The sequence below is a fragment of the Pseudomonas sp. AAC genome (assembly GCF_000725445.1).
GTDB lineage: Bacteria > Pseudomonadota > Gammaproteobacteria > Pseudomonadales > Pseudomonadaceae > Pseudomonas > Pseudomonas citronellolis.
Genome location: NZ_KL647106.1, coordinates 1 through 4815, shown reverse-complemented (window position 1 = coordinate 4815; position 4815 = coordinate 1). Strand labels below are relative to the sequence as shown.

Below are 4815 nucleotides of genomic sequence, written 5' to 3'. Positions count from 1 at the left end.
TTGAGCTTGCGAAACCCATGCGGTCGTGGCGATGGGTATCGCTTCGCTCAACCCATCCTACGATGGCGTTTCTCCTGCCCTACCCGGCCCCATGAAAAATCGCAGGCAAAAAAACGGGCGACCGAAGTCGCCCCAAGTGCCTTGCGTGCTCTGTGATCGGGAAGGAGATCAGCCCTTCTTGTGGCTGTCCTTCCAGATGAAATATCCGACTCCACCGCAAAACAGGATCATCAGACCAACGGTGACAATGCCGGCGAGAACCACTTCGTCGATGAACATGATGCTGGCCTCCTGATTCCCTGTGCGTTTTGAAGATGGGCTCAGGTTAGCGTCGGCCGGGGACGCGATATTGACCTGGATCAATGGCCGCAAAGCCCCGGTTCACGGGGCTTCGGATAACTGATCCAGATCAAGTTCGGGGCGGGTTGGGATGCGGTGCATGGCCGCGCGGGGCGACTTCTGGCGGGACGTTCGGAACGGGCGGAGCGGATTCAGCGCTTCTTCGGCTTGCCCTTGCCCTTCTTGCGTGCCTTGCCCAGCGGCAGGGCCTGCTCGAAGGCCTTGCGCACTTCCTGCAGGCGCTTTTCGTGGACGTCGTGGATGCGCTTGTCGCGCTCGGCGTTGAAGTCGATCAGCTTGTCGTCGTTGCTCATGATCAGGCATGCACCAGGCGGAAAGTCAGGTTCAGGCGGGGGGCGACCGGGCGCCGCGTCTTGGCCACCTGATGCTGCCAATAATGCTGCGTTGCGCCGGACATGACCAGCAGGCTGCCGGAATCCAGTTGCAGGGAATGCTCGATGGCCGCGCCGCCCTTGCGGCGCAGGTCGAAGCGCCGCGTGCCGCCGAGGTTCAGCGAGGCCACCAGCGGGTTGCGGCCCAGCTCCGGCTCGTCGTCGCTGTGCCAGCCCATGGAATCCTGGCCGTCGCGGTAATAGTTGAGCAGCACGCCGTTCAGGCGCTGGCCGACCTCGGCCTGCACGCGCTCGCGGATTTCCGCCAGCAGCGGCGTCCACGGCAGCGGCCGGTGGACCAGGCCGGAATAGCGGTAGCTGGCCTCGGCGTCGCCGTACCAGGCCAGCAGGCGCGGCACCGGGTAGTCGCGGCCGTGCAGGTGCACGCTGGGCCGCTCCCAGGGAGTGTTCTCGACCAGCTCGGCGAACCAGGCCGTGGCGCAGGCTTCATCGCACCAATGCGGGATCAGGCGCAGCTCGGCGTGTTCGAGGTGGATGGGCGCGTCGGCGAAGAGCATGGCGGTGACGGGAGGCAGGTCGGAAAGAACAGCTTACTACGCGGTGCGCTCAGACCTCGATATCGATCCACACGCCCTTGCGCGGCGCCTCGCCCAGGCCGTCGTCGGCGGGCTCCTCCGGCGCCTCGGGCTCAGCCTCCTCGCCCTGCGCCTGCTGCCGGCGCCGCTGATGCTGCGGGTACTCTTCCTCCGGCGTCATTTCCGCCGGGCGGCGCTCCAGGCCCACGGCGGCATCGCCCGTGGCAGGAACCACCGGCGCCACCGGGACGACGTCCGGGCGCGAGCGCGCCGGGTCCTGCTGCGCGGTGACCGGCAGTACGTCGCTGGGGATCGGCGGGATCATGGCTGTCGCTGGCTCCTCGCGGGCTTCAGGTTGTCGGCTGGCGGCGGCAGGCGCCGGGGCCGTCGCTACACTTCACGGAACAATCCGCATCCATCCCGGTCCTGGCCGGCGGCGCGGAGCCGGCGCAGGCCCATCGCCCCCCGAGACGGCGATGCCACCCGGCCGCTGCGTGCGAACGGGCGTCGCTGAAAGCCGCGTGTTCCGTTACCATAGCCGGCTTTTTGCGGGAGGTGTCCATGGCGCAGTATCAACCGGGTCAACGCTGGATCAGCGACAGTGAAGCAGAATTGGGGCTGGGCACCATCCTGGCGCTCGACGGACGGCTGCTCACCGTGCTCTATCCGGCCACCGGGGATACCCGCCAGTACGCCGAACGCAACGCCCCGCTGACCCGCGTGCGCTTCGCCCCGGGCGACGAGGTGACGCACTTCGAAGGCTGGAAGATGACCGTCCGCGAGGTCGAGGAAGTCGACGGCCTGCTGGTCTACCACGGCATCAACTCGCACAACGATGCCAAGATACTCCCGGAAACCCAGCTGTCCAACTTCATCCAGTTCCGCCTGGCCAGCGACCGCCTGTTCGCCGGGCAGATCGACCCCATGCCCTGGTTCGCCCTGCGCTACCACACCCTGGAACACCGCACCCGCCTGCTGCAATCCTCCCTCTGGGGCCTGGGCGGCGCCCGCGCCCAGCCCATCGCGCACCAGCTGCACATCGCCCGCGAGGTCGCCGACCGCATCGCCCCGCGCGTGCTACTGGCCGACGAAGTGGGCCTGGGCAAGACCATCGAGGCGGGCCTGGTGATCCATCGCCAGCTGCTTTCCGGGCGCGCCAGCCGCGTGCTCATCCTGGTGCCGGAGAACCTGCAGCACCAGTGGCTGGTGGAGATGCGCCGGCGCTTCAACCTGGAAGTGGCGCTGTTCGACCGCGAGCGCTTCGCCGAAAGCGACGCCAGCAACCCCTTCGAGGACAGCCAGCTGGCCCTGGTGGCGCTGGAGTGGATCCGCGCCGACGAGCGCGCCCAGGACGCCCTGTGCGCCGCCGGCTGGGACCTGCTGGTGGTCGACGAGGCCCACCACCTGGTCTGGCATCCGGAGCAGGCCAGCCGCGAGTACCAGTTGGTGGAAACCCTGGCGCAGATCATCCCCGGCGTGCTGCTGCTCACCGCCACCCCGGAACAGCTGGGCCTGGACAGCCACTTCGCGCGCCTGCGCCTGCTCGACCCGGACCGCTTCCATGACCTGGAGGCCTTCCGCCGCGAGAGCAGCCAGTACCGCCCGGTCGCCGAGGCGGTGCAGGAACTGATCGACCACGGCCGCCTGTCCCCCGCCGCGCGCGAGGCCATCCATGGCTTCCTCGGCGCAGCCGGCGACGAGCTGCTGGCCGCCGTCGAGAGTGGCGACGACGATGCCCGCGCGCGCCTGATCCGCGAACTGCTGGACCGCCACGGCACCGGCCGCGTGCTGTTCCGCAACACCCGCGCCGCGGTGCAGGGCTTCCCCGAGCGCCAGCTGCACAGCTACCCGCTGCCCAACCCGGTGGAGTACATGGAACTGCCGGTCGGCGAACACCCGGACCTGTACCCGGAAGTGAGCTTCCAGGCGCAAGTCGACGACAACACCGACGAGAACGCCCGCTGGTGGCGCTTCGACCCCCGCGTGGAATGGCTGATCGACACCCTGAAGATGCTCAAGCAGTTCAAGGTGCTGGTGATCTGCGCCCACGCCGAGACCGCCCTGGACCTGGAAGACGCCCTGCGCCTGCGCTCGGGCATCCCGGCCACGGTGTTCCACGAGGGCATGAGCATCCTCGAGCGCGACCGCGCCGCGGCCTACTTCGCCGACGAGGAATTCGGCGCCCAGGTGCTGATCTGCTCGGAAATCGGCAGCGAAGGCCGCAACTTCCAGTTCGCCCACCACCTGGTGCTGTTCGACCTGCCGGCCCACCCGGACCAGCTGGAACAGCGCATCGGCCGCCTGGACCGCATCGGCCAGCGGCACACCATCCAGATCCACGTTCCGCACCTGGAGAACAGCCCGCAGGAACGCCTGTTCCAGTGGTACCACCAGGCGCTCAACGCCTTCCTCGCCACCTGCCCCACCGGCAACGCCCTGCAGCACCGCTTCGGCCCACGCCTGGTGGAACTGCTCGAAGGCGGCGGCGACGACGCTTTCGCCGCCCTGCTCGAAGAAGGCCAGGCCGCGCGCCTGGCCCTGGAAGCGGAAATGCACAGCGGCCGCGACCGCCTGCTGGAGCTGAACTCCGGCGGCGCCGGCGAGGGCGAGGCGCTGGTGGAAGCGATCGAGGAGCAGGACGACCAGTTCGCCCTGCCGATCTACATGGAGAAGCTGTTCGACACCTACGGCATCGACAGCGAGGACCACTCCGAGAACGCGCTGATCCTCAAGCCCAGCGAGAAGATGCTCGACGCCAGCTTCCCCCTGGGCGACGACGAGGGCGTGACCGTCACCTACGACCGCGCCCAGGCCCTGGCCCGCGAGGACATGCAGTTCCTCACCTGGGAGCACCCCATGGTGCAGGGCGGCATGGACCTGGTGCTGTCCGGCTCGCTGGGCAACACCTCGGTGGCGATCATCAAGAACAAGGCGCTCAAGCCCGGCACCGTGCTGCTGGAGATGCTCTTCGTCAGCGAGGCGGTGGCCCCGCGCAAGCTGCAGCTGGGGCGCTTCCTGCCGCCGGTGGCGCTGCGCTGCCTGCTCGACGCCAACGGCAACGACCTGGCCGCCCGGGTGGCCTTCGAGACACTGCACGAGCAGCTGGAAAGCGTGCCGCGCGCCAGCGCCAACAAGTTCGTCCAGGCCCAGCGCGACGTGCTGGCCAAGCAGTTCGCCATCGGCGAGGCCAAGATCGCCCCGCGCCACGCCGAGCGCGTGGAGAAGGCCCGCCAGCAACTGGTGGCGAGCCTGGACGAGGAACTGGCGCGCCTGACCGCGCTCAAGCAGGTCAACCCCAGCGTGCGCGACAGCGAGCTGGAAGCCCTGCGCACCCAGCGCGACGAGAGCGTCGCCCTGCTGGACAAGGCCTCGCTGCGCCTGGAGGCGATCCGCGTGCTGGTCGCCGGCTGATCCGCGCCACGCCAAAGAGGCCGCCCCGGGAAACCGCGGCGGCCTTTTTCATGCCTGCCCAATTGGCGTCACCCCGTAGGAGCAACTGTCTTGCCGGCTGCGCCGAGGTGCTCTTCGTAGGATGGGTTGAGCTTGCG

General features: G+C 68.5%; 5 protein-coding genes. 1 reads left to right on the top strand and 4 read right to left on the bottom strand.

What is annotated here, in order from left to right; genetic code table 11:
* Positions 1–168: 168 nt before the first annotated feature.
* The 4 genes from ccoM to FG99_RS30600 all read right to left on the bottom strand — a co-directional run bounded on the left by ccoM (position 169) and on the right by FG99_RS30600 (position 1592).
* On the bottom strand, positions 169–279 hold the full coding sequence (gene ccoM, locus FG99_RS33125) for a cytochrome c oxidase subunit CcoM (RefSeq protein WP_043274042.1): 111 nt from the start codon (positions 277–279) through the stop codon (positions 169–171).
* Positions 280–491: 212 nt separating this feature from the next.
* Positions 492–653 (bottom strand): hypothetical protein, encoded by a 162-nt coding sequence (locus tag FG99_RS32595; RefSeq protein WP_009618525.1) that lies wholly within the window; start codon positions 651–653, stop codon positions 492–494.
* 2 nt (positions 654–655) lie between these two features.
* Complete coding sequence (locus FG99_RS30605) at positions 656–1249, bottom strand: alpha-ketoglutarate-dependent dioxygenase AlkB family protein (RefSeq protein WP_043274041.1); 594 nt, start codon at positions 1247–1249, stop codon at positions 656–658.
* A 49-nt stretch (positions 1250–1298) separates the two neighbouring features.
* Positions 1299–1592: a hypothetical protein gene (locus tag FG99_RS30600; protein WP_043274040.1), complete on the bottom strand. Its 294-nt coding sequence runs from the start codon at positions 1590–1592 to the stop codon at positions 1299–1301.
* A 230-nt stretch (positions 1593–1822) separates the two neighbouring features.
* Here FG99_RS30600 and rapA point away from each other — a divergent pair, with 230 nt between their 5' ends.
* A complete protein-coding gene (gene rapA / locus FG99_RS30595; RefSeq protein WP_177330930.1) occupies positions 1823–4678 on the top strand; it encodes an RNA polymerase-associated protein RapA in 2856 nt (951 codons plus the stop codon).
* Positions 4679–4815 lie beyond the last annotated feature (137 nt).